At 59.9% G+C, this 23,111-nt stretch carries 20 protein-coding genes, 1 pseudogene and 1 riboswitch; of the genes and pseudogenes, 15 read left to right on the top strand and 6 right to left on the bottom strand.

The annotated features are described in order from the left end of the window. Nucleotides 1-81: 81 nt before the first annotated feature. The 7 genes from msbA (at nt 82) to ACIQVE_RS23785 (ending at nt 8,328) form a co-directional block, all read left to right on the top strand. Nucleotides 82-1,902, top strand: coding sequence for a lipid A export permease/ATP-binding protein MsbA (gene msbA, locus ACIQVE_RS23815; RefSeq protein WP_402812987.1), 1,821 nt, complete (start codon nt 82-84; stop codon nt 1,900-1,902). Next, a complete protein-coding gene (locus ACIQVE_RS23810) occupies nt 1,896-2,792 on the top strand; it encodes a GNAT family N-acetyltransferase (protein WP_402812984.1) in 897 nt (298 codons plus the stop codon). The genes msbA and ACIQVE_RS23810 overlap by 7 nt, the downstream gene beginning before the upstream one ends. A 4-nt stretch (nt 2,793-2,796) precedes the next feature. Then, nucleotides 2,797-4,197 (top strand): PIG-L deacetylase family protein, encoded by a 1,401-nt coding sequence (locus ACIQVE_RS23805; protein ID WP_402812981.1) that lies wholly within the window; start codon nt 2,797-2,799, stop codon nt 4,195-4,197. Nucleotides 4,198-4,261: 64 nt separating this feature from the next. After that, complete coding sequence (gene hldE, locus ACIQVE_RS23800) at nt 4,262-5,683, top strand: bifunctional D-glycero-beta-D-manno-heptose-7-phosphate kinase/D-glycero-beta-D-manno-heptose 1-phosphate adenylyltransferase HldE (RefSeq protein ID WP_402812979.1); 1,422 nt, start codon at nt 4,262-4,264, stop codon at nt 5,681-5,683. Between the two features lie 130 nt (nt 5,684-5,813). Next, nucleotides 5,814-6,788, top strand: coding sequence for a glycosyltransferase (locus ACIQVE_RS23795; protein ID WP_402812977.1), 975 nt, complete (start codon nt 5,814-5,816; stop codon nt 6,786-6,788). Continuing rightward, the gene (locus ACIQVE_RS23790; RefSeq protein ID WP_402812974.1) at nt 6,789-7,475 is read left to right on the top strand and encodes a hypothetical protein; all 687 of its coding nucleotides are present in this window, start codon (nt 6,789-6,791) and stop codon (nt 7,473-7,475) included. A gap of 52 nt (nt 7,476-7,527) precedes the next feature. Further along, entirely contained in the window at nt 7,528-8,328 is an 801-nt protein-coding gene (locus ACIQVE_RS23785; protein WP_402812972.1) for a hypothetical protein, read from the top strand. A 7-nt stretch (nt 8,329-8,335) separates the two neighbouring features. Here ACIQVE_RS23785 and ACIQVE_RS23780 read toward each other — a convergent pair whose 3' ends face one another. The 4 genes from ACIQVE_RS23780 to ACIQVE_RS23765 all read right to left on the bottom strand — a co-directional run bounded on the left by ACIQVE_RS23780 (nt 8,336) and on the right by ACIQVE_RS23765 (nt 11,844). Further along, nucleotides 8,336-9,298, bottom strand: coding sequence for a metal ABC transporter ATPase (locus ACIQVE_RS23780; RefSeq protein ID WP_402812970.1), 963 nt, complete (start codon nt 9,296-9,298; stop codon nt 8,336-8,338). 31 nt (nt 9,299-9,329) lie between these two features. Further along, nucleotides 9,330-10,142, bottom strand: coding sequence for an aldo/keto reductase (locus ACIQVE_RS23775; RefSeq protein ID WP_402812967.1), 813 nt, complete (start codon nt 10,140-10,142; stop codon nt 9,330-9,332). Then, nucleotides 10,139-11,314, bottom strand: a complete 1,176-nt coding sequence (locus tag ACIQVE_RS23770) for an NAD(P)/FAD-dependent oxidoreductase (RefSeq protein WP_402812965.1) — start codon at nt 11,312-11,314, stop codon at nt 10,139-10,141. Before ACIQVE_RS23770 ends, ACIQVE_RS23775 begins: the two co-directional genes overlap by 4 nt. Nucleotides 11,315-11,511: 197 nt before the next feature. After that, complete coding sequence (locus tag ACIQVE_RS23765) at nt 11,512-11,844, bottom strand: multidrug efflux SMR transporter (RefSeq protein WP_150602668.1); 333 nt, start codon at nt 11,842-11,844, stop codon at nt 11,512-11,514. 102 nt (nt 11,845-11,946) lie between these two features. Here ACIQVE_RS23765 and ACIQVE_RS23760 point away from each other — a divergent pair, with 102 nt between their 5' ends. Then, entirely contained in the window at nt 11,947-12,849 is a 903-nt protein-coding gene (locus ACIQVE_RS23760; protein WP_402812962.1) for a LysR family transcriptional regulator, read from the top strand. 11 nt (nt 12,850-12,860) lie between these two features. Further along, on the top strand, nt 12,861-14,135 hold the full coding sequence (gene waaA / locus ACIQVE_RS23755) for a lipid IV(A) 3-deoxy-D-manno-octulosonic acid transferase (protein WP_402812959.1): 1,275 nt from the start codon (nt 12,861-12,863) through the stop codon (nt 14,133-14,135). A gap of 187 nt (nt 14,136-14,322) precedes the next feature. On the opposite strand, the gene ACIQVE_RS23750 is transcribed toward waaA, so the two are convergent. After that, nucleotides 14,323-15,756 (bottom strand): TolC family outer membrane protein, encoded by a 1,434-nt coding sequence (locus ACIQVE_RS23750; protein ID WP_402812956.1) that lies wholly within the window; start codon nt 15,754-15,756, stop codon nt 14,323-14,325. 196 nt (nt 15,757-15,952) lie between these two features. Next, a riboswitch (TPP riboswitch) is annotated at nt 15,953-16,058 on the top strand. 146 nt (nt 16,059-16,204) lie between these two features. On the opposite strand from ACIQVE_RS23750, the pseudogene thiC reads away from it, so the two are divergent. Beyond that, nucleotides 16,205-18,094, top strand: a pseudogene (gene thiC, locus ACIQVE_RS23745) (phosphomethylpyrimidine synthase ThiC). 168 nt (nt 18,095-18,262) lie between these two features. After that, nucleotides 18,263-19,555, top strand: a complete 1,293-nt coding sequence (gene cytX / locus ACIQVE_RS23740; protein ID WP_402812954.1) for a putative hydroxymethylpyrimidine transporter CytX — start codon at nt 18,263-18,265, stop codon at nt 19,553-19,555. Here cytX and ACIQVE_RS23735 read toward each other — a convergent pair. Continuing rightward, nucleotides 19,524-20,270, bottom strand: coding sequence for an RsiV family protein (locus ACIQVE_RS23735; protein WP_402812951.1), 747 nt, complete (start codon nt 20,268-20,270; stop codon nt 19,524-19,526). The genes cytX and ACIQVE_RS23735 overlap by 32 nt on opposite strands. A gap of 228 nt (nt 20,271-20,498) precedes the next feature. Here ACIQVE_RS23735 and ACIQVE_RS23730 point away from each other — a divergent pair, with 228 nt between their 5' ends. From ACIQVE_RS23730 to ACIQVE_RS23715, 4 genes are all read left to right on the top strand, one after another. Next, complete coding sequence (locus ACIQVE_RS23730) at nt 20,499-21,116, top strand: NUDIX domain-containing protein (RefSeq protein ID WP_402812948.1); 618 nt, start codon at nt 20,499-20,501, stop codon at nt 21,114-21,116. Further along, nucleotides 21,107-21,559 (top strand): DUF1249 domain-containing protein, encoded by a 453-nt coding sequence (locus tag ACIQVE_RS23725; RefSeq protein WP_402812945.1) that lies wholly within the window; start codon nt 21,107-21,109, stop codon nt 21,557-21,559. The genes ACIQVE_RS23730 and ACIQVE_RS23725 overlap by 10 nt, the downstream gene beginning before the upstream one ends. A 163-nt stretch (nt 21,560-21,722) precedes the next feature. Further along, complete coding sequence (locus tag ACIQVE_RS23720; protein WP_402812943.1) at nt 21,723-22,295, top strand: FAD-dependent oxidoreductase; 573 nt, start codon at nt 21,723-21,725, stop codon at nt 22,293-22,295. Then, nucleotides 22,292-23,014, top strand: a complete 723-nt coding sequence (locus tag ACIQVE_RS23715; protein ID WP_402812941.1) for a hypothetical protein — start codon at nt 22,292-22,294, stop codon at nt 23,012-23,014. The genes ACIQVE_RS23720 and ACIQVE_RS23715 overlap by 4 nt, the downstream gene beginning before the upstream one ends. Nucleotides 23,015-23,111: the final 97 nt, after the last annotated feature.

Raw genomic sequence — 23,111 nt, 5'->3', positions numbered from 1 at the left:
CAAGGCTGGCGTGAAGTCATGTTTATCGGGGGAAAAACGCGTGTGATATCATCCGCGCCTCACTGAATTGTGCGGATCACCATGAGCAGTCCTGAACCGAAAGCCCAGTCAACGCTGGCGATCTATTTCCGCCTTTTGGCTTACGTGCGGCCTTATGCCGGTCTCTTCCTTCTCAGCATCGTCGGGTTTCTGCTTTTCGCATCGACCCAGCCGATGCTCGCTTACATCCTCAAGTACTTTGTCGACGGCCTGGCCAATCCTGAAGCCAGTCTGTTTCCGGGCAACCCTTATCTGGGCAAATTGCAGTTGCTCGAAACCGTGCCGATGATGATTGTGTTCATCGCCGTGTTGCAGGGCGTGGGTTCGTATCTTGGCAACTTCTTTCTGGCGCGGGTTTCTCTGGGCCTGGTGCATGACTTGCGGGTCGTGCTGTTCAACAAGTTGCTGGATTTGCCCAACCGCTTCTTCGACAAGAACAATTCCGGTCATCTGATTTCCCGAATCACTTTCAACGTGACGATGGTCACGGGGGCGGCGACAGACGCGATCAAAGTGGTCATCCGTGAAGGCATGACCGTGATTTTCCTGTTCTGCACCCTGTTGTGGATGAACTGGAAACTCACCCTGGTGATGGTCGCTATCCTGCCGGTGATCGGCATTATGGTGAACAGCACCAGCAAGAAATTCCGCAAGCAAAGCAAAAAGATCCAGGTGTCCATGGGCAACGTCACGCACGTCGCCTCCGAGACCATTCATGGTTATCGCGTCGTGCGCAGTTTCGGTGGCGAGGTCTATGAAAAGGACCGCTTTCGCGACGCCAGCCAAAGCAACACCGACAAGCAACTGAAGATGACCAAGACCGGCGCGGTTTACACACCGATGCTGCAGTTGGTTACGTACAGCGCCATGGCCGTGGTCATGTTCCTCGTGCTTTATCTTCGCGGTGACGCATCGCCGGGCGATCTGGTGGCTTACATCACCATGGCCGGTCTGTTGCCCAAGCCTATTCGTCAGCTCTCTGAAGTCAGCTCGACCATCCAGAAGGGTGTGGCCGGTGCCGAGAGTATTTTCGAGCAACTGGATGAGCCGGCGGAAGTGGATCAGGGCACGGTCGAGCGCGATCGCCTTGAAGGTCGTCTGGAAGTGCGCAATCTCAGCTTCCAGTACCCGGACACCGAAAAAAAGGTGCTCAACGACATCAGCTTTGTCGTCGAGCCAGGGCAGATGGTTGCTTTGGTCGGGCGTTCGGGCAGCGGCAAGTCCACGCTGGCCGGGTTGATTCCGCGCTTCTACCAGCATGAGCAGGGTCAGATTCTGCTCGATGGCGTTGAGGTGCAGGATTTCACCTTGCGCAGCCTGCGTCGCCAGATCGCTCTGGTCACCCAGGCGGTCACGCTGTTCAACGATACGGTGACCAACAACATCGCTTATGGCGATCTGGCGGGCGCGCCTTTCGAAGAGGTGAAGCGCGCGGCGACCGAGGCTTATGCTGACGAGTTCATCGTCAAGATGCCGCAGGGTTACGAGACCATGGTCGGCGAAAACGGCGTATTGCTGTCCGGCGGCCAGCGTCAGCGCATCGCCATCGCCCGGGCCCTGCTCAAGGATGCACCGTTGCTGATTCTCGACGAGGCCACGTCGGCCCTCGATACCGAGTCGGAACGGCACATTCAGGCAGCACTGGATCATGTGGTACAGAACCGCACGACTCTGGTGATTGCTCACCGTTTGAGTACCATCGAGAAGGCCGACCTGATTTTGGTTATGGACGAAGGCCGCATCGTCGAGCGAGGCAATCACGCGCAGTTGCTGGAGCAGAACGGCTATTACTCGCGCCTGCACGCCAAAGAGGTTGAAGAGGGTGACGAACCTCAGCCGGCCCACGTGACCAACGTATGCTGACAATGTTTCGCAGCTTTCGTGAACGTGGCTGGAGCGAAATCGACCGCGATGCCTACGCCCGCGCCTGGCAGCGTTTCGGTGGCAGTTTTGCGACGCATCCCGAGGTGGTTGAACGGCTGTCGACCTTCGTCGGTATCGAACTGCGTTACTTGGGCTGGATCGTTGGCGGGGAGGTGCTTGCCGCCATTCCCTGCTGGGGGCGCCACGTTGCTTTGTCCAAGGAAGTGCTCAAACGTGAGGGTAAGCGCGGCTTGCTGGACATGGGCAATGCGGAAATTATCCTGCCGATCGCACCCGATATCGTTGTGCCGGTCCGTCAGCGCATGGCTTATGTCTCCCAACTCAATGCCGAGCAGATCAGTACCTTGAAAGCGCAACCGGAGGGTCTGGCCCTAGCCCGGTTGCCGGAAGAGTATTCGAAGAAATTTCGCTACAACCAGCGTCGCGAGCAGCGCCTGCTGGAAGAGGCGGGTGGTTCGCTGGTGCCGATGTCCGAGTTTTCGCCCAAGGAGCAGGCGCAGGCTTACGGTGATCTGTTTGAGCGTCGCTGGGGCTTTGAAGTGCCGGGCAAGGCCGGGCTCGTCGAGGTCTTTACCCTGTTGCGCGAGTTCATGACCGGCGCCGTGGCGATGCTCGCATCGGCCCCCGTGGCGATTCAGGTTTTGTACCGCGTCGAGGCGCCGAAATGGGTTTCGCTGGAGTACATCAATGGTGGCGTCGACCCGCAAAGCCGCGAGTTCAGCCCGGGCAGCGTCCTGAGCTTCGTCAACACCCAGCAGGCCTGGGCAGACGCGCAGGCGCTGGGTAAGCCTTTGCGTTATTCATTCGGTCGTGCCGACCGTGAGTACAAGGATCGCTGGTGCCACACGGTGCCGGTCTACAAGGTCTGAATTCATGAGCGCTCGCAAGCAACAGCTTCTCAAAGCCCATCGACATAACAAGCGCCTGTTCCTCGTGGCCTTTTTGGTGGCGCTGCTGCTGATCGGATTGCTCATCAACTGGTGGCTGGTGCCGCTGTTGTTGGTGCTGGCCTGGGTCGCTCACGAGGCGTGGTTTGCCGATCATTTGTTCTACCGGCCCTCTGACGATTATCAATACCAGTTTCCTGTGGGCACGGCGCGTCAGGCGGTAAGCCTGAGCGGCGGCGTAGTCCGCCTGAGCGAGTCGCTGGCGGAGGGCGAAACGCTGATTCTCGAACTTGAATTGAAGGCTGGCTGGCTGGGACGCTGGCTCGATCCTTATGTTCAGGTCGGCGATGATCGTCAGGACTTCGAGCGAGGAGTCAAAGGGCGGCGTTTTCTGAATCTGTCCGGTCAAACCGAGGCATTGCAGCAGGGCTCACTGACCCTGCGCGGCCACTATTGCGCACCGGGTGCCGCCGGCACACTGTGGGTCATGGCAAGCCCTGACTACAGCCGCCAGCGTGTGATGGTCATCGCGCCCCATGCCGATGATGCCGAGTTGGCAGCGTTCGGCCTCTATAGCCGCTGCGATGACGTCAGTATCGTCACTCTGACTCAGGGCGAGATCGAGTCTGAAGACTTCCAGCGACTAGGCCTCGACCAAGCAGCGGCGGCCCGTTTGAAGGGGCGTTTACGCAGTTGGGATAGTCTGGTGATTCCGCTGTGGGGCGGGGTGCCGGTCGAACGTTGCGTACAACTGGGTTACTACTGCCTGCAATTGCCTTTGATGGCCGCAGAACCGGCCAAGGCGTTCGGTTCCCGTGAGTCGCAGGAAAGCGATGTGCGCAGTGTGCGCCGGCACAATCCGCTGACCTTGCCTGCCGACGCCGACGGGCAACCGACCTGGCAGAACCTGGTCGGCGACCTGGCGTCACTGCTGGAGCATTACCGTCCGGAGGTGCTGGTCACGCCGCATCCTGAACTCGACCCCCACAGCGATCACGTCGCCTCCACTCAAGCGCTGCTTGAAGCCATTGCCCTGAGCAACTGGAAGCCGACGACCCTGTTGATGTATGCCAATCACCTGCATGACAACGACCGCTGGCCGATGGGGCCGGCCGGTGCCGGTATCGCCTTGCCGCCAGCGATCGAGCCCTTGCCGGCTGATCGCTTGTGGAGTCCGCTGTTGTCGGCGGATGTGCAACTGGACAAGGCCATGGCCCTGGCGATGGAGCATGACTTACAGGGCGGGCAAGTGTTCAAGCGCCAATTGCGCCGCTGGATCCAGCAGGCTCTGGCCGGCCGTCGCTGGCCTGTCACGGGCAACAACGAATTTTTCCGCAAGGCTGTCCGGCGCCACGAATTGTTCTGGGTGCGCGACCTTTCAGATTGAGGCGGACGGCGCTTTTCCCTGTGTTAATATCGCGCCCCTGTTCATTTTGTATGTGGGTTGCTCCATGAAGTTGTCCATGCCGCGTTTCGATCAAGCCCCGGTCTTGGTAGTCGGCGATGTCATGCTCGACCGTTACTGGCATGGCGGAACCTCGCGGATTTCCCCTGAGGCCCCGGTGCCGGTCGTTAAGGTCGAGCAAATCGAAGATCGTCCCGGCGGTGCTGCGAACGTTGCCTTGAACATTGCCGCGCTGGGTGCGCCGGCGTCTCTGGTCGGTGTGACCGGTGACGACGAAGCTGCCGACAGCCTGAGCAACAGTCTCAAGGGCGCGGGCGTACGTGCCTTGTTCCAGCGCATTGCGCACCAGCCAACCATCGTCAAGCTGCGGGTCATGAGCCGGCACCAGCAATTGCTGCGTATCGACTTCGAAGAACCGTTTGCCACCGATGCCCTGGCTCTGGCCTCGCAGGTCGATGATCTGCTGGAAGGCATCAAGGTGCTGGTGTTGTCCGATTACGGCAAAGGCGCACTGAAAAACCATCAGGCGCTGATCCAGGCCGCTCGCGCCAGAAACATTCCGGTGCTGGCCGACCCTAAGGGCAAGGATTTCTCGATCTACCGTGGTGCCAGCCTGATCACCCCCAACCTCAGCGAATTCGAAGCCATCGTCGGCGGTTGCGCCGATGAGCATGAACTGGTGAGCAAGGGCGCAGCGCTGATGCATGACCTTGAGCTCGGTGCGCTGCTGGTGACCCGTGGCGAACACGGCATGACCCTGTTGCGTCCTGATCATCCGGCGCTGCACCTGCCGGCCCGTGCGCGAGAAGTGTTTGACGTCACCGGTGCCGGTGACACGGTGATTTCGACACTGGCCGCGGCGATCGCCGCCGGTGAAGAACTGCCGCATGCGGTGGCGCTGGCCAATCTGGCCGCAGGCATTGTGGTCGGCAAACTCGGTACGGCGGCAATCAGTGCCCCGGAACTGCGCCGTGCCATTCAGCGTGAAGAAGGCTCCGAGCGCGGTGTGTTGGGGCTGGAACAGTTGATTCTCGCGGTGGCCGATGCTCGGGCGCATAACGAAAAGATTGTGTTCACCAATGGCTGCTTCGACATTCTGCACGCCGGTCACGTGACCTACCTGGAGCAGGCGCGTGCCCAGGGCGATCGTCTGATTGTCGCGGTCAATGACGATGCTTCGGTCAGTCGCCTGAAAGGGCCGGGGCGCCCGATCAATAGTGTCGACCGGCGCATGGCGGTTCTGGCGGGGCTTGGGGCGGTGGACTGGGTCATCAGCTTCCCTGAAGGCACTCCGGAAAATCTGCTGCGTGAAGTCAAGCCGGACGTGCTGGTCAAGGGCGGCGATTACGGGATCGACCAAGTGGTCGGTGCGGACATCGTGACAGCCAATGGCGGCACCGTGAAAGTGCTGGGGCTTGTGGAAAACAGTTCGACAACCGCGATTGTCGAAAAAATACGCAGTCGTTGATCAGATGGATTTTTATCGTTGTGTACTGCGTGTGAACGGATTTTGCCTTGGGGATCTAGCCGTTTCCGTTGATGTCGGCAGGTTTGAATCCGCTGCGCTTGCCTGCCTACGTCGCGTGGTTAATTAACCTATGAAAGTCATGCTCCTGGTGATGGACGAGCAGCGGGTCATTCTCGACCGGCTCTACGACATCGTGCAGCAGAACTGTGATGAGTGCGTCATCTACCGTCTGAGTAAGCAGCAACAGCTGAATCTCGGTCGGTTTCTGGCCTCGGTCGACTATCAGACGTTCGACCGCGTGGTGATTTTCTCCCGGGTCAAGCGCCTGGCCACGCAACTGCGAGTGCTCAAGTGCATTCCGGGGCTGGTCTTCCTCGAACACGACGCCTACCAGAACTACATGCCCGCCAGTAAATACCGTGGCGTGTACTCGCGTCTCTACAGTCGTCTGCCGAGTTGCCGCGCGCTGGTGTCCGGCGCCGTGGTCGCCCGCAAGATGCTGGCCGAAGGCATCGACACTGTTTTCGTCTCCAAGGGTTACGACGAGCAGATGCTGCGCAACACCGGCGCCGAGCGGGATATTCCCATCGGTTTTCTCGGCAGCCTGAAAAGCACCGAGTACGCCCAGCGCAAGGCCTTGCTCGAATCGCTGGCGCAACGTACCGGCATGCTGGTGACCCGCACGAAATCAGGCTCGGAATACCTCGAAACACTCAATCGCATCAAGATCTTCGTCAGTGCCGACATCGGCATGAACGAGTTCATGATCAAGAATTTTGAAGCCATGGCCTGTGGCTGCGTGCTGCTGGCCTGGAGTCAGGGTGAAGAAGACCAGTTGCTCGGCTTCGAAGACATGCACAACACCGTGTTTTATCGCAGCGAAGACGAGGCTGTTGAAAAGATCAAACTGCTGCAGGACGACCCCGAGCTGGCGCAGCGTATTGCCATGAAGGGTCAGGAATTTGCGCAAAGTCGCTATTCTTTCGCCCGCGTTGGCAAGGCCCTGGCCACGGAAATCCAGCGCGAGATGCGCCCATGGCAGCCGCCTTCTGCATTCACGCAGTTCTGGGTCAAGCTACGCCACGGGATGAAGGTGCCGACCTGAATGAAGGACGAACACATGGCGCTGGATGCGCTGCCCGGCGGTGATCAGTCTGTTCTGGGGGCGCTGCCCGAGCCATTGCAGGCGTGCCTGAGCCGTGCGGCGAGGGTCGTCCTGATTGCCAACAATCCGGCCATTACGGCGGCGGATTTTCAGGCACTTAACATTGGCGCCGATGACGTCGTGGTCAGCTTCAATATGTGCATCAAGGCGCCACTGCTCGACTCGCGTAGCGTGAACGTCTTCGTGCATGGCTATAACGCGCAGGACGCATATTTTTTTGGCCTGCCCTGCGGGCCAGACGTGCAACGGCTGTTCGATCAGGCGGGCGAACGCTGTTTCACCATGCTGGTCGGCTGCGCCGCACCGATGTGTCCGCTGCCCCGAGTGGCCATGTACCGGGATCGCATTCCGCTGCCACCGCTCTGGAACTATCCGGTCGACCGGCCGGGCGGCAAGCGCTACGTTGGCCCCTCTACCGGTTTCAACACGCTGGTGCTGTTCGACTGGTTGCGCGGTCACGCCGGTTACACCTATCAGCTCATGACCCTGGGTTTTTCCAACGAAGCGGGAAAACTGTGGGGTGGGCATGCCTGGGATTACGAGCGCGACTGGCTGCAGAAATCAGATGTCATCGTCGTGCCTCTGCAACCCCGCCGCTGGTGGCAAAAGCTGTTTCGCCGCAAATAAGCGGCCCCGTGGTGCCGGCCGGCCCGTACAACTTTCAAAAAGGTGCTGTTGAGTGTTGAAAATTGCCGTGGCTTTTTTCGGGATCCCGAGAAACTCGCCGATTTGCTTCCCCTCCATCGAACAGAACGTACTGGCGCAGTTACCAGCGGGCAGCGACGTAAAGTGCTTTTATCACCTGTACAAAATCGATGAAGTGCAGAACTCGCGTTCAGGCGAGAAAGGCGAGCTGGCGGCGGACAACTACAAGCCTTTCGAATCGATGACCGGGGTACTGACGTCGACCGAAGGCGTGCTGGAGCGTTGGAATTTCGAGCAGGTCAAAGCGCAAGGCGATACCTGGGCCGATGAATTTGCGTCGCTGCGCAACTTGATCTATCAGCTCAACTCACTGCACACCGTCACCACCATGATCGAATCCTTCAATCCGGATTTCGTGGTGTTCGTGCGCCCGGACAATTTCTTCCACAACCCGCTACCTGGCTATGTGTTCAATCATCCAGAGGCCCGGCGGCACAATGCCTACATTCCCGATTGGCAGTGGTGGGGTGGGTTGAACGACCGCTTTGCCATTTGCGGACGCGATACGTACGTCGCGTATGGCAAGCGGATCGAGCGCATCTTCGAGTTCTGCAAGGCGACGGGGAGAAAGCTGCATTCCGAGCGCTTGCTCAAATACGCATTGCAGCAGGCCGACGCCAAGGTTTGCACACTTAAGACTCAGGCATCGCGGGTGCGTATTACCGGCGCATTTGCCGAGGAGTCGTTCTCGCCCAAGCGCGGCATGGGCAAGCGCGAGAATCGTTACTTCCACTTCTTCGCCACATTGCGGACGTGGCAGGATCGCCGGCGCTAACCGGCAGTCAGCTCGCGCGCTTCTTGCCCAGGCCGACCAGGCGCAACGCCTTGAGACTTAGCTGCTTGAGGCCCGTGCGAGGGGGCTTTGCCGGTTGCAGGCCCTGTTGCACAAGCCAGTCTTTCCAGCGAATCCGCTCTTCACGCACCACCCAGCCTTCTTGATTCGCAAAGCTCTCGGCCAGATAAAGTCCACGGGTGCTGGCCGGCAGCAGTTTGTCGCGCTTAAGGGTGTACAGCTCGGCCAGAGGCGCGCCGTCCTTGAGTGGCATCAAGTACAGATCGGGGCGCTTGCGGTCGAGCCGCGCCACCAGTTGATCGCCTTCCAGACGCTCATCGACGTGGAACAGGCTCAGGGATTTGGCTTCCTTGGGCACGTCCAGACGCAAGTCGTAGATCAATTGCAGCGACGCGGTCGGCAAATGCACATAAGCCTGCGGCCGCTCCAGCAGTTGCAGATTGGCGCAACGAACGGGGCGCGCCGAGCCGGACAGTGGCGTCAACCGAAACGGCAAAGCCTCGCGATAGTGCAGGGCGCTTGAATAGGGCGCCGGCAACCAGGTGTCATTGAAACGCCCGCCGAGCCAGCCTTCGGGGGTTTCCAGCAAACACTCTTCGGCGATTTCCTGAATGGCCGTGTGCAGCGGAATATTCAGTTCGTGAGCCGGCACGTAACCGGAAATCAACTTCAGCACCACATCGCCGCGATCCTGCCGACGCTGGCGCACCAACACCCAATAATCGCGATTTTGCCAATGCAGGGTCAGGCGCACCGAGACGCCCAGATTCGCCAGTTCCAGCGAGAAGCGCTCGGCGTCCGCCACGCTCACCGGTTTGCGCCGTTGCAAGGTCTGCGTGAAGTTCAGCGGCATGCCGACGCTCTGATACGTCAGGCCTTCGGGCGTTGCTTCGACGAACAGCGGCAGCGTCTTGAAGTTGCTCGGGTTCTTTCTGATGAGCGTGCGCGGCATATCAGCTCCTGCTTAAGGCCGCGGGGCGGCGTCAGTGACCACGAAGGACTTGGGCAACGGTCGCGACGTTGTGGGCGAGGTGCAGCGGATTGATCGTCCCGACGATAGCACTGGCCACGCCAGGCTGCGCGAACAGCAACTCGAAGCTGGCGAGCACCGGATCCACGCCCGGGCTCAGGCAGACGTGACCGCTGGCCAAGGCCTTCTTAACCAGAATGGCCTTGCCGTGCGCAGCAGCATAGTCAATGACAGCCTTCTCGTTTTGTTCGTTCAGATTGTAGGTGACCATCGCGCAGTCGCCTTGCTCCAGTGCTTTAAGGCCACCCTCGACGGTTTTCCCGGAAAAACCGAAGCCGCGAATCTTGCCCTCGGCCTTGAGCGCGGCGAGTGTGGCGTAAACCTCTTCGTGTTCAAGAATGGCAAGATCATTGCCATCGGAGTGCACCAATACCAGATCGATGAAATCCGTTTCCAGACGTTGCAGGCTGCGTTCGACCGACAGGCGCGTATGCGCTGCGCTGAAATCGTGTCGTGACAGGCCGTCGGCAAACTCTTCGCCGACTTTGCTGACGATCACCCAGTCCTGACGCTGGCCGCGCAGCAGCGGGCCAAGACGCTCTTCGCTGCGACCATAGGCCGGGGCGGTGTCGATCAGGTTGATGCCCATGTCCTGACTGAGTTTGAGCAGCCTGCGCGCGTCGTCGTCATCGGGAATCTGGAAGCCATTGGGGTATTTCACACCTTGGTCGCGGCCGAGTTTGACCGTGCCCAGGCCCAGCGGCGAGACCATCAGGCCGGTACTGCCCAGCGGGCGGTGCAAGTCATGCAGGGTCGCAATGGTCATGGCAATAGTTGCTCCCAGGCCGGAACGCCCATCGGCGGTTTTGGCAGCGTCGGCAGCGGTTCGCTGGCTTGCGGCTGGATACCGTCGCGTTGCAAAGAGGCCATTACGCGATCAGCAAAGTCCGGCGCCAGCGCCAGTTTGGTTGGCCAGCCGACCAGCAAGCGACCCTCTTCGGCGAGGAATGCATTGTCCGGGCGCGTCAGGCCGGTTTGCAGCGGCTCGGCACGGTCGACGCGCAACGTCGCCCATTGCGCAGTGCTGAGGTCGATCCACGGCAACAACTGGGCGATTTCTTTCTGCGCGGTAGCGATCTGCTCGGCGGGTTCGCGGTTCACGCCTTCGCTCTCGGCAATGTCGCCACCCATGTACCAGACCCACTGGCCGTCAGCGGCCGGATGCGTGGTGACGGTAATGCGCGGTTTGGTACCGCCGCCCAGGCAGTGGGCGTACAGCGGTTTCAGGCCCGGGCCTTTGGCGAGGATCATGTGCAGCGGCCGGCGTTGCATGGCCGGTTGGCTCAGGCCAAGGTTTTCCAGCAATTGGGCGGTACCGGCGCCGGCACTGAGGACGATACGCTGGGCGCGGATCTCGCGACCGTCAACCTTCAGGCCGACCAGTACGCCTGCTTCCAGCAACGGCTCGATGGTCTGCCCGGCGAGCAGACCGTCACCGGCCAGATCGGCCAGCCGCTGGATCAGGCTCGGCACATCCACCACCAGTTCGGCCAGACGATAGACCTTGCCCTTGAAGCGCTTGTCTTGCAGGGCCGGCGGCAGTTGCTCGCCCTTGACCTGATCGACGCGGCCGCGCACGGCTTTGCTGGCGAAGAAACTGGTGAGGTTGCCGGCGAGGGTGCCCGGCGACCACAGATAATGGGCTTCGGAGAGCAGGCGCACGCCGCTCAGATCCAGCTCGCCGTTGCCGGCCAGCGCTTCACGCCAGCGACGTGGCATGTCAGCGATGGCTTCCGAGGCGCCGGTCAGCGCGCCGTGCAGCGCGTACTTGGCGCCACCGTGAATGATTCCTTGGGATTTCACACTCTGCCCGCCACCGAGGCTGGCACTTTCCACCAGCACGGTCGAAAACCCCTGACGGCGCAGGCGCGCATTCAGCCAGAGGCCGGCGACACCAGCGCCGACAATCAGAACGTCGGTGGAAATAACGGATGGCATGCAGCGACCTCAGTGTTCAAGACGAGGGCGCAGTATACAGACTCGGGAAAGAGGCGGATTTGTCGATGATCAATCGGCATCCCGCGAACCCTGTGGGAGCGAGCTTGCTCGCGAAGAGGGAGTATCAGTCGACAAAACTGTTGCCTGTTACGCCGCATTCGCGAGCAAGCTCGCTCCCACAAGGATTTAGATTGGCCTTAGTGGCCGGCGGTTTTCGAGAAGAGCTGGATAACGACCACACCAAGAACGATCAACCCCATCCCCAGCATCGCCGGCACATCCAGCTTCTGCCCGTAGATGAACAGTGCAGCCACGCTGACCATCACAATCCCCATCCCGGCCCACACCGCATAGGCAACACCCACCGGAACCGTACGCACCACCAGTATCAGCATCCAGAACGCGATGGCGTAGCCCACAATTACCACCAGCAGAGGCAGCGGCGTGCTGAAGCCTTTGACCGCTTTCATCGAAACGGTGGCCATGACTTCGGCGCAGATGGCGATGGCAAGGTAGGCGTAGGCGTTCATGTGTAATCCTCGTGTGCAGCGTTACTTTCTGAGGTCGGCATTTTAGAGGTTGTTCAGATGCGGTAAAGTCATTACCTATCTGTTTGGAAGATGGGTTGTGCGATGAGCATGCAGTGGAATCTAGATCAATTACGCGTGTTTATCGCGGTTGCCGACCAGCGTTCGTTTTCCGCCGTTGCCCGGCAGCAACGTAAAGCCCAGTCGGCGATCAGTAGTGCCATCGCCATGCTCGAAGACGATCTTGGCGTCAGCCTGTTTGAACGTAGCAGCGGTCGTCAGCCCAGGCTCACCGAAGCGGGGGAGGCACTGCTCGAAGAGGCACGCGAAGTCTTGCGCCAATGCGAGCGCCTCAATGGTCGCGCCATGGCGATGATGCGTGGCCAGGAAGCGCAACTGCGCGTGGCGCAGGATGAGGCGATGCCTTATCAGGCGCTGGTGGAAAGTTTCGGCGCGCTGGCCGAACAATTTCCCAGCCTGGAAGTGCAGCTGACCAGCGCTGCTCAAGGCGAGGTCGCACGCAAACTCATCGAGCGCCGTGCTGATCTCGGGCTGCTGTTCTATCACGATGAAATCCCCGAGGCGCTGGAACGACGGGTACTGGGCAGTGTGGAAATGGTCACTGTCTGCGGGATCAATCATCCGTTGGCTGCACAGCCGTATGTCACCTGCCAACAACTGGCGCAACACCGGCAACTGTTGATGTCGACGCAAACCAGCGTCTATCCCGGCAGCGAGCCTGCCAGTCCACAGGTCTGGCGCGCCGACAGTTTTTACGTGATGGCCGAATGGCTGGTGCGCGATCTCGGTTGGGCTTGGTTGCCGCGCCATGTGGTGCAGTACTCGGCGTATCAAGGTTTGATGGTCGAACTCGACAGCGAATGGACGCCGCCAGCGCTGGTGGTGGAGCTGGTCTGGCGACGCGACGAGCCGCTTGGCCCGGCCGCGCGTTGGTTGGCCGAGCGTTTTGCCGTGCACTTGCGCGCGATCGATGAAAAAAGTCGATAAACTCCGGCGCCATGAATAGAACTCTCTACACCGCGCTGTTTTACCTGGGGCTGCCATTGGTGGCGATTCGGCTGTGGCTGCGGGCGCGTAAGGCGCCGGCGTATGCCAAGCGAATTGGCGAACGTTTTTCCTACGGGATGCCGACGTTGCAACCCGGTGGCATTTGGGTGCACGCGGTGTCGGTCGGCGAAAGCATCGCTGCGGCGCCGATGATCCGCGCCTTGCTGCAACGTTATCCACAGCTGCCGATCACCGTGACCTGCATGACCCCGACCGGCTCGGAGCGGATTCAGGCACTCTTCGCCAACGAGCCGCGCATCCAGCACTGCTATCTGCCCTATGACTTGCCGTGTGCAGCGGCGCGCTTTCTTGATCGCGTCCAGCCGAAACTGGCGGTGATCATGGAAACCGAACTGTGGCCCAACCATATTCATCAGTGCGCCAAACGCGGCATCCCGGTCGCGCTGGCCAATGGGCGATTGTCCGAACGGTCGGCCAAGGGGTATGGCCGCTTCAGCAAGCTGACCGCACCGATGCTCGCCGAGATGAGTTTTTTTGCCGTGCAGACCGAGGCCGAGGCTCAACGCTTCCGTGATCTTGGTGCTCGCCCGGAAACCGTCGAAGTGACGGGCTCGATCAAGTTCGACCTGACCATCGACCCGCAACTGCTGCAACGCGCCGCCGAATTGCGGGGCCAGTGGCAGGCGCTGGAGCGTCCGGTGTGGATCGCTGCTAGCACCCATGAAGGCGAGGATGAAGTGGTGCTCAACGCCCACCGTCGTTTGCTGGCCAATCACCCGGATGCGCTGCTGATACTGGTACCGCGTCACCCGGAGCGCTTCAACTCGGTGTTCGACCTGTGTCAGCGCGAAGGCTTTGCCACGGTGCGTCGTTCGACCGGTGCCAATGTCGATGCGCAAACTTCGGTGCTGCTCGGCGACACCATGGGTGAGTTGCTGTTTCTCTACGCCTTGGCGGACAGCGCCTTTGTCGGCGGCAGTCTGGTGCCGAATGGCGGGCACAATCTGCTGGAACCGGCCGCACTGGCGAAACCGGTGATCAGCGGCCCGCACCTGTTCAACTTCCTCGACATCGCCGCGCAATTGCGCGAGGCCGGAGCGTTGGTTGAAGTGGATGATGCCGAAGGCTTGGCGGTGGAAGTGCAGCGTTTGTTCGAGTTGCCGCGCGATGCGCAGCGTATGGCCGAGGCCGGTCTGGCGGTGATGCGCCGCAATCAGGGCGCGTTGCAGCGTTTGCTTGATGGGCTGGGCAGACTCATAAAGTAGCCTGCCACCACAGTATTTTCAGGTGAAATGAGTTTGTGGCGAGGGGATTTAGCGAACCGTCGCACCGCCCCTGTATCTGCAACTGATTTCTGTCTGATACACCCTGCACATCAGTTATTAGGACTGCTACGCAGCCCAACGGGGATAAATCCCCTCGCCACACAGGGATGCATTCCAGCCTTACAGGTTAAGGTCGAGCCCTGAGCTGCGCCTCGGCAGCCTTGGCCAGATCCGGCGGCAGGAAATCCTTGTCCGGGTTGTAATCGGCCTTCAGATAACGCCGCAGATCCTCCAGATCACCCGGGTTCAGCGTTCCCGCTGCCTGCTTCAAGCGCAGGTTGTCGAGGATGTAGTCATAACGCGTGTTGTTGTAGTTGCGCACTGAGGTGTATAGCTGACGCTGGGCGTCGAGCACGTCGACGATGTTGCGTGTACCCACCTGATAACCGATTTCTGTGGCTTCCACCGCGCTCTGGTTGGAGATGATCGACTGACGGCGCGCCTGTACCTGCTCGACGTCGGTGTTCACTGCGCGGTGCAGGTTGCGGGTGTTTTCGACGACTTGCCGGCGCAGGGCTTCACGCTGCTGCTCGGTTTGGTCAAGCCGCGAGTAGGACTCGCGAACCTGAGAGCTGGTCAGCCCGCCACTGTAGATCGGGATGTTCAACTGCAAACCCAGCGTGCTTTGTTCAACATTGCCGCCGTACGGCGCGCCGAATGAGTTCGGGTTGGCGAAACCGAGGGCGTCATTGTCGCCTTTTTCGTATTTGGCCACGGCATCGAGAGTCGGCAAGTGACCGGCCTTGCGCTGTTTCAGGGTCTGTTCGGCGGAGCTGACGGCGTAGTTGCTGGCGAGCAGATTAAGGTTCTGTCTGGCCGCCGTGTCGACCCACGACTTGGCGTCGTTCGGTGCCGGCGGCAGGATCGGCAGCGTGTGGACGATGCCCTGAATCGAGTTGTACTGACGGTTGGTCAGGGTGATCAGCGCTTCGAACGCATCATCGACCTGACGCTGCGCGACGATCCGGTTGGCACGCGCGGTGTCGTAGCTGGCTTGCGATTGCAGCACGTCGGTCTTGTCCGACAGGCCGACATCGAAGCGCTCGTTGGACTGATCGAGCTGGCGCTTGAACGCGGCTTCTTCAGCCTTGGTCGAGGCCAGGTTGTCCTGGCTGCGCAGCACGTTGAAGTAGCTCTCGGCCGATTGCAGGATCAGGTTCTGCTCGGTGGCCGACAGTTGCAGCGCGGCTTGTTCATTGACGTCTTTGGCCGCCTGGTACTGGAACCAGCGATCGGCGCGGAACAACGGTTGGGCCAGGGTCGCCTGATACGAGCGAGCGCTGCGATTGGCGATGGCCGAAGGCTGATCGATCGAGGTGCGCACGTCTGCCACTTCGGCGCCACCGGACAGATTCGGCAGCAATCCGGCGCGAGCCTGCGGTACCACTTCTTTCTGTGCACCGTACTGGGCGCGGGCAGCGGCCAGGTCGGCGTTGTTGTCGACCGCTTCCTGATAGACGCTGACCAGATCGGTTTTGGTCGACAAGGGCGCTTCTGCTGCCCAGGCCATTGCGTTGGACGCACAAGACACGGCAAGAGCCAGTGAAAGTTTGCGCAGCATGAGGCGATCCCTAGCATGAATATTATGGAAGTAATCCGGGCGCCAAAGGTAAGGCGCGGCCCCCGTAGCGTCAAGGCTCGGCGCGGCAAAGCGAGTGTAGTTGCGCCTGCGTTCGGCAACAATCCGTTAATTGCGCCATTCATCATGGTGTTTGCCGCGGTGTTGGCGTTCTTTGCCGGTTGTGTCTAGACTGGCCGGGTTCTTGTCGGGGTGCCTTGCTATGAGGCTGAGATCGAATAATTTCGGATCCCGTTGAACCTGATCAGGTTAGCGCCTGCGTAGGGAACAAGATTTCTCGTCACCCGGCGAGTCCTCTTGTGCTTCGTCCGGGAAATTGTTCGACAATCGAACGCTCGACGACGATGCACAGCACCAGTCTTGGTGCGTCCGTGCCTTTCAGGTTCTGCTCCGACAATCCACTGCCTGGATGCTGTCTGGAGAGCCCGTGATGACTACAAAACCAAAAAACGTGATCAACCTGAGTGACTCGGCCAAGGTCGACGAGCAATCGGTCAAGCCGTTCACCCGTTCGCAAAAAGTCTACGTTCAGGGCTCCCGCCCGGACATCCTCGTGCCGATGCGCGAAATCAGCCTCGATGTGACCCCGACCGACTTCGGCGGCGAGATCAACGCCCCGGTCGTCGTGTACGACACCTCGGGCCCGTACACCGATCCCAACGTCATCATCGATGTGCGCAAAGGCCTGGGCGATGTGCGTTCGGCGTGGATCGACTCCCGTGGCGATACCGAGCGTCTCTCGGGCCTCAGCTCCAATTTTGGCCAGGAACGCCTGGCCGACGCCGAGCTGACCAAGCTGCGCTTTGCCCACGTCAACAACCCGCGCCGCGCCAAGGCCGGGGCCAACGTCAGCCAGATGCACTATGCGCGCAAAGGCATCATCACCGCCGAGATGGAATACGTCGCCATCCGCGAAAACATGAAGCTCGAAGTGGCGCGCGCCGCCGGGCTGCTGGACCAGCAACACGCCGGGCACAGCTTCGGCGCCAGCGTGCCGAAAATCATCACCCCTGAATTCGTCCGTGAAGAAATTGCCCGTGGTCGCGCGATCATTCCGGCCAACATCAACCACACCGAACTGGAACCGATGATCATCGGCCGTAACTTCCTGGTGAAGATCAACGGCAACATCGGCAACAGCGCACTGGGTTCGTCCATCGAAGAAGAAGTGGCGAAACTGACCTGGGGCATTCGTTGGGGTTCGGACACCGTGATGGACTTGTCCACCGGCAAACACATCCATGAAACCCGCGAGTGGATCATCCGTAACTCGCCAGTGCCGATCGGTACCGTGCCGATCTACCAGGCTTTGGAAAAAGTCGGTGGCGCCGCTGAAGACCTGACTTGGGAGCTGTTTCGCGACACGCTGATCGAGCAGGCCGAGCAGGGCGTCGACTACTTCACCATCCACGCCGGCGTGTTGCTGCGCTACGTGCCGCTGACCGCCAAACGCGTCACCGGCATCGTTTCCCGTGGCGGTTCGATCATGGCCACGTGGTGCCTGGCGCACCACTAAGAGAACTTCCTCTACACCCACTTCGACGAAATCTGCGAAATAATGAAGGCCTACTACGTCAGCTTCTCGCTGGGCGACGGCCTGCGTCCGGGCTCGATTGCCGACGCCAACGATGAAGCGCAATTCGGCGAGCTGGAAACCCTCGGCGAGTTGACCAAGATCGCCTGGAAGCACGACGTGCAGTGCATGATCGAAGGCCCGGGCCACGTGCCGATGCAGTTGATCAAAGAGAACATGGACAAGCAGCTTGAGTGCTGCGACGAGGCGCCGTTCTACACCCTCGGCCCGTTGACCACCGACATCGCGCCGGGCTACGACCACATCACCTCCGGTATCGGTGCGGCGATGATCGGCTGGTTTGGTTGCGCGATGCTTTGCTACGTGACGCCTAAGGAGCATTTGGGGCTGCCGAACAAGGATGACGTGAAAACCGGGATCATCACCTACAAGATCGCCGCGCACGCCGCCGACCTTGCCAAGGGCCATCCGGGTGCACAGATCCGCGACAACGCCTTGAGCAAGGCGCGGTTCGAGTTCCGTTGGGAAGACCAGTTCAACCTCGGTCTCGATCCGGACACCGCCCGTTCGTACCACGATGAAACCCTGCCGAAGGACTCGGCCAAGGTCGCGCACTTCTGTTCGATGTGCGGGCCGAAATTCTGCTCGATGAAGATCACTCAGGAAGTCCGCGAATACGCGGCCAACCAGCGGATCGAGGCGGTCGACGTAGAGGTTGCCCAGGGCCTGGCGGAACAGGCCGAGCGGTTCAAGAAGGAAGGCAGTCAGCTGTACAAAAAAGTCTGATCTGACCCGAGGTTGATGGTGCCTGTGCTGGCCTCTTCGCGAGCAAGCTCGCTCCCACAGTGATCTGTGTTGTTAACAAATCCCCTGTGGGAGCGAGCTTGCTCGCGAAGGCGTCAGAACCGGCACCGAAGCTCTCAATGACAAAAATATTCCTCTGAGATAACACCCTTGAGCATTAAACCCAGTACCTATTCCCCCGATCTCGCCGTGCCCGCCGAGAAGCGTGTGTTCGGCGGTCGCGATTTGTTTTCCCTGTGGTTCTCTCTCGGCATCGGCTTGATGGTGCTGCAGACAGGCGCATTGCTGGCGCCGGGTCTGGGCTTGTCCGGCTCGCTGCTGGCGATTTTCCTCGGCACGCTGGTCGGCGTTTTGCTGCTGGCGGCCGTCGGCGTGATCGGCAGCGACACCGGTCTGTCGTCGATGGCTGCACTCAAACTCAGCCTCGGCAGCAAAGGCGCGAGCCTGCCGGCGCTGCTCAATCTGCTGCAACTGATCGGTTGGGGCTCGTTCGAAATCATCGTCATGCGTGATGCGGCCAGCCTGCTTGGCACCCGCGCATTCAGCGAAGGTTCGCTGTGGTCGAATCCGGTGTTGTGGACACTGTTTTTCGGCGCTCTGGCGACCCTGCTTGCCGTCAGCGGGCCGCTGACGTTTGTCCGGCAGATCCTGCGCAAATGGGGTATCTGGTTGCTGTTGGCCGTGTGCCTCTGGCTGACCTGGAACCTGTTCGCCAAGGCTGATCTGGCCGCACTTTGGGCGCGCGCCGGTGACGGTTCGATGCCATTCGCCGTGGGCTTCGACATCGCTATTGCCATGCCGCTGTCGTGGCTGCCGCTGATCGCCGACTACTCGCGATTCGGCAAGCGTGCGAAGAACGTTTTTGGCGGCACCGCCGTCGGTTTCTTCATCGGTAATTTCTGGCTGATGAGCCTCGGCGTGGCCTACACCCTGGCGTTCGCGCCGAGCGGTGAAGTCAATGCGTTGCTGCTGGCACTGGCCGGTGCCGGGTTGGGTATTCCGTTGCTGCTGATTCTGCTCGACGAGTCGGAAAACGCCTTCGCCGACATTCATTCGGCAGCGGTGTCCAGCGGGATTCTATTGCGCCTGAAAGTCGAGCATCTGGCTCTCGCCATCGGCGTCATCTGCACGCTGATTGCTCTGCTGGCGCCCTTGGCGCAGTACCAGAATTTCCTGCTGCTGATCGGCTCGGTGTTTGCGCCGTTGTTCGGCGTGGTGCTGGTGGATCACTTCATCCTGCGCAAACGTCGGGGGCAGGTCGCATCAGCCGCATTGCGCTGGCCGGCGTTGTTGGCGTGGCTGGGTGGCGTCAGCACCTATCACTTGCTGGCGAATCTGTATCCGGACATCGGCGCTACCCTGCCGGCGCTGGTGCTGGCAGGGCTGCTGCAATTTGTGCTCGGTCGGGCCTTCAGTTACGGCCGGGAAACAGTTCAGGCTTGAGAATGCCGTTCAGGCGTGGATAAGGGATCTTCAGTTCGACGTGGCCCAGCGCGTAAGGCGCGATGGTGCTCACTTCGTACTTGAGGATCACGCCGCCGTAGGTCAACGCCACGTGCGGGGTTTTCACGAATGGCCAGCTCTTGACGAACTCGGCTTCCTGATCGAGCTTGGTGCTGATCAGCCAGCTGTTGTGCGCCACTTGTGCAGCCTTCCAGAACGCTTCTTCCTGACCCGGCATTAGCATGTCGGACAGGTTCAGCACCTCGTGCTGCTGGCGCGAATAGTTGATGAAGCCGCGACCCGGTGTGCCATGTGCACCACCGGTGTCCAGGTAACTCGACAGTTCGATGATCACCAAGCCGTCATGCTGCTCACGTACTTTGGCTTGCAGATAGCTGCTGTGGCGTGGCCCGGCGTTGGCCAGAAACTGCTCGCGGTAGGCCGCCAGCGTCGGCGCCACGGAGGCATTCGGCTCAGTGCGGGTCATTTGCAGCAGGCGTTTTTCGATGATCGGGTCCAGCGCGGGTTCTGCCGGGAAGCGCAGGGTATCGATGTTCACCAGTGGGCAATCAGGGTTGGAACATCCAGGCTTGAGCTGTTCCGACGCGTCGCGGGTGGTTTCCAGCGGCGTGCGGTAGTTGGGCTGAAACAGGCTAGCGCAGGCGCCCAGGGTCAGGGCGATGGCGGCCACGGAGGCAATTTTGAAAAGCGACATGGGCGTCCTTTCGAAAGCAGGGGAAGGCAAAAAGTTACCGCTTCGACTCTCAACGAAGCAGTCAGTTCGCCACTAAGCTAATTAGAGTGGGTTTCGCCGCCACCGTCCATCCCGATGACGGTAAAGGGGCTGCATCAAACGGTTCGGGCGCGTTAGGATGGCGCGAAGTCGAGGTTGCAAGTAACAAAAAGCAACTTCGTAATGGATTCGCAGTAAACGAGGATGCTCATGACTGACTTTGCCAACGCCATTCCGACCGCCGTCGACATCGTGCGCCGCGAGAGCTGCTATCAGGGCTTCTACAAGCTCGATCGTTTGCACTTGCGCCATGAGCTGTTCGCCGGGGGCATGAGCCGCGAGATCAACCGTGAAGTGTTCGTGCGTCACGATGCCGTGTGCATGCTGCCCTACGATCCGCAGCGCGACGAGGTGGTGCTGATCGAGCAATTTCGAGTTGGCGCTATGGGCAAGGCCGACAACCCGTGGCTGGTCGAGCTGGTCGCTGGTCTGATCGACAAGGATGAACAGCCGGAAGAAGTTGCTCACCGCGAGGCGCAGGAGGAAGCTGGGCTGGACATCAAGGCCCTGTGGCCGATGACCAAATATTTCCCGTCGCCGGGCGGCAGCAACGAATTCGTGCATTTGTATCTGGGGCGTTGCAGCACCGATGGCGTTGGCGGCCTGCATGGGCTGGAGGAAGAGGCAGAAGATATCCGCGTCACGGTCTGGGCCTTTGAAGATGCCTTGCAGGCCGTCCGTGACGGACGCATTGCCAACGCGGCGAGCATCATCGCTTTGCAATGGCTGGCGCTCAACCGCGCCGAAGTGAGGGGGCTATGGTTGTAAACAAGCTGCGCGATCGTTATCGAGTCGACCTCGTGGGGCTGCAAGCCGCCTGCGAGGCCAACTACGCGCGCCTGATGCGTCTGGTGCCGGACATGCGCAACGAACCCGAGGCGCGGCGCATCGCCGTGACTCAGGGCGAGCAGATGCTCGGCGTACTGGCCCTCGAAGTGCTGCAAACCTGCCCGTATACCACCACTTTGCAGGTGCGCCAGGAGCACAGCCTGCCGTGGCTGCCGGTGCCGCAACTGGAAGTGCAGGTCTATCACGACGCGCGTATGGCCGAAGTGATCAGCGCCGAACATGCACGACGCTTTCGCGGCATCTATCCTTACCCGAACGCCGCGATGCACCAGCCGGATGAAAAAGCACAACTCAATCTGTTCCTGGGGGAATGGCTGAGTCATTGTCTGGCATGTGGTCACGAATACGCCGCTGTGCGCTAGTGCCGCAACTCGATACGATCATCCTTGCCTTCTTGTAGGAATATTCTGTAAGCGCCGCGGAATGTTCCCTCTGTGCAGCGCCTCTGTAATGGGCACCGATCTCCTTCCTCTAGTGGGCCGCAGCCATCGCATGCCGCGAGGCTCCACGGAAGGGAACACCGTAATGAAGATCGCAGTTGTCGGGGCAGGCTGGAATGGAGCTCATTGTGCATTGGCGTTAGTAAACGCAGGTCATCAAGTCGTATTGCTCGATAAGCATCCGGATATTTTCCAGGGCGTTTCCGGTGATTTCGGGATACGTCTGCACAAAGGCCCTCACTACCCGCGCTCCAGAAATACAAGAGAGAGCTGCCTGGAAGTGTTTGATCGCTTTCGTGAGACTTATCCTGAACTGGTCGTGACTCACGACTCGGCGATTTACGCGCAAGGCACGAAGGACGCGCTGGGTAATCGCTCCAAGGTGAGTAACGATGCTTTTGCTCATGTATGCCACGAGTCGCCGGAGTGCCGCGAGGTGGACCTGAGCTCCAGTGCCTTCTCTGGGCTGGAATCAGCGTTCGATCTCGATGAGCCGAGTGTGGTGCTGGGTGATCGATTGCGCAGTTATTTTCGCGAAAGGCTGGCGGTAGCGGGCGTTCAGATACACAGCGGATTTTGCGTCGAGAAAATTGTCCGCCAAGCGAGCCAGAGCTTATTTACAGGGATGACGGCAGTGTTCTGGCGTTTGATCTGGTGATCAACACGACCGGGTTCCAGTCATTGCTTCCAGCGCACTTTGAACGGGACTTTCCTTTCGATGTAGAGGTGGTCTACCAGCCTTGTCTTGCATTGTGCTACCAGGATAAGCAGCCGAGTGAAAAGCCGTTCTCATTTATCGTAATGGACGGCTGGTTCCCATGCCTGATGCCGGCTATTACGACGCAGGGAAGTTTTCCGGCGAACTACATCCTTACGCATGGCAGCTACACCATCATGGGTTCTTTTCCCACGGTCGCCCAGGCTGATGCGTTGCTGGAAGGGCTGACGGATGAGTTTGTCGCCGCGAAGGTCAAAGCGTTTGCCGAAGCTGAAATGTGTCGATTCTGGCCTGAGTTTTCTCGCCGGTTTCACTACACCGGCTGGAAAGGCTCGGTGCTGGCCAAATTGAAAACGCGTTCCGAATTCCGTAGCGCCGTCACTTTCGAAAATGAGGGCGTCATTTATGTTTTTCCCGGCAAGATCAGCAATGTATTCAATGCGGCTGATGAGGTGCAGGCGCTGATCGCAAAACGCTCCTGTATCGAAAAGAACGGTTTCAGATATGCAGCTCAGGGCGTACTCGACATCGCCCATCGTGAAATGACGCAAAAGCCCGAGGCTGGGGAGCAGAACACCTGTGATTTGCAGACCTACTCACAGCTGGGTGGACGAAAACAGGTGAGTCAGTCGCAAACTGTAGAAGCCACATTTCATTAGTGTGTCGCGTCCTGAATAAGGTTTACACCTTCTGGCTTTTTATCAGGAGGGCGCAATGGATACGGGCGGAAGACGCAGTCAGAGAGATTACACGCTG

The organism is Pseudomonas sp. NPDC098747, assembly GCF_044760045.1.
In the GTDB taxonomy this organism is placed as follows: domain Bacteria; phylum Pseudomonadota; class Gammaproteobacteria; order Pseudomonadales; family Pseudomonadaceae; genus Aquipseudomonas.
This window is presented reverse-complemented; position numbering and strand designations above follow the sequence as displayed.

Coding starts and splice junctions, on each gene's coding strand:
- ACIQVE_RS23780 (WP_402812970.1), bottom strand. CDS start 9,298: ATGCCGCGCACGCTCATCAGAAAGAACCCGAGCAACTTCAAGACGCTG.
- ACIQVE_RS23765 (WP_150602668.1), bottom strand. CDS start 11,844: ATGAACGCCTACGCCTACCTTGCCATCGCCATCTGCGCCGAAGTCATG.
- ACIQVE_RS23770 (WP_402812965.1), bottom strand. CDS start 11,314: ATGCCATCCGTTATTTCCACCGACGTTCTGATTGTCGGCGCTGGTGTC.
- ACIQVE_RS23730 (WP_402812948.1), top strand. CDS start 20,499: ATGACTGACTTTGCCAACGCCATTCCGACCGCCGTCGACATCGTGCGC.
- waaA (WP_402812959.1), top strand. CDS start 12,861: ATGAATAGAACTCTCTACACCGCGCTGTTTTACCTGGGGCTGCCATTG.
- ACIQVE_RS23790 (WP_402812974.1), top strand. CDS start 6,789: ATGAAGGACGAACACATGGCGCTGGATGCGCTGCCCGGCGGTGATCAG.
- ACIQVE_RS23735 (WP_402812951.1), bottom strand. CDS start 20,270: ATGTCGCTTTTCAAAATTGCCTCCGTGGCCGCCATCGCCCTGACCCTG.
- ACIQVE_RS23810 (WP_402812984.1), top strand. CDS start 1,896: ATGCTGACAATGTTTCGCAGCTTTCGTGAACGTGGCTGGAGCGAAATC.
- msbA (WP_402812987.1), top strand. CDS start 82: ATGAGCAGTCCTGAACCGAAAGCCCAGTCAACGCTGGCGATCTATTTC.
- ACIQVE_RS23720 (WP_402812943.1), top strand. CDS start 21,723: ATGAAGATCGCAGTTGTCGGGGCAGGCTGGAATGGAGCTCATTGTGCA.
- ACIQVE_RS23760 (WP_402812962.1), top strand. CDS start 11,947: ATGAGCATGCAGTGGAATCTAGATCAATTACGCGTGTTTATCGCGGTT.
- ACIQVE_RS23725 (WP_402812945.1), top strand. CDS start 21,107: ATGGTTGTAAACAAGCTGCGCGATCGTTATCGAGTCGACCTCGTGGGG.
- ACIQVE_RS23795 (WP_402812977.1), top strand. CDS start 5,814: ATGAAAGTCATGCTCCTGGTGATGGACGAGCAGCGGGTCATTCTCGAC.
- ACIQVE_RS23775 (WP_402812967.1), bottom strand. CDS start 10,142: ATGACCATTGCGACCCTGCATGACTTGCACCGCCCGCTGGGCAGTACC.
- ACIQVE_RS23805 (WP_402812981.1), top strand. CDS start 2,797: ATGAGCGCTCGCAAGCAACAGCTTCTCAAAGCCCATCGACATAACAAG.
- hldE (WP_402812979.1), top strand. CDS start 4,262: ATGAAGTTGTCCATGCCGCGTTTCGATCAAGCCCCGGTCTTGGTAGTC.
- ACIQVE_RS23750 (WP_402812956.1), bottom strand. CDS start 15,756: ATGCTGCGCAAACTTTCACTGGCTCTTGCCGTGTCTTGTGCGTCCAAC.